General features: G+C 71.3%; 1 pseudogene. It reads left to right on the top strand.

From position 1 onward, the window contains the following. Positions 1-355 (top strand): annotated as a pseudogene (locus tag I0Q12_RS23590) (transposase); the annotation flags it as partial.

The raw sequence follows: 355 nt of genomic DNA on the forward strand, positions 1-355 counted from the left end.
TGCCGTCGCGGGTGACGCGGGTGGTCACCGCCCACGCCACCGCGACCCTGCGGACCCTGGCGTATCGGGATGCGGCGATCGCGGCGCTGTCGGCCCGGTTCGATCCCGTCACCGGACGCATCGCCGCACCGGAGTGTGCTGCGGAGTATGTGCCGTCGGGGTTCGCGCGGGGCGTGCGCCGTCAACTGCTCGCCCGGACCCGTCGGGTCGACGAGACGGCCTCGGCGGTGACACCACTGCGGATCACCGACATCCAAACCCCACCGCAGGTAAGTCCGATGGCCCGACTCTCCGCCGCCGACACCCAACTCGCGCAGCTCACCGTCACCGGCGACACCATGGTGCTGACGGTGAA

The organism is Rhodococcus sp. CX, from assembly GCF_015865005.1.
In the GTDB taxonomy this organism is placed as follows: domain Bacteria; phylum Actinomycetota; class Actinomycetes; order Mycobacteriales; family Mycobacteriaceae; genus Rhodococcus.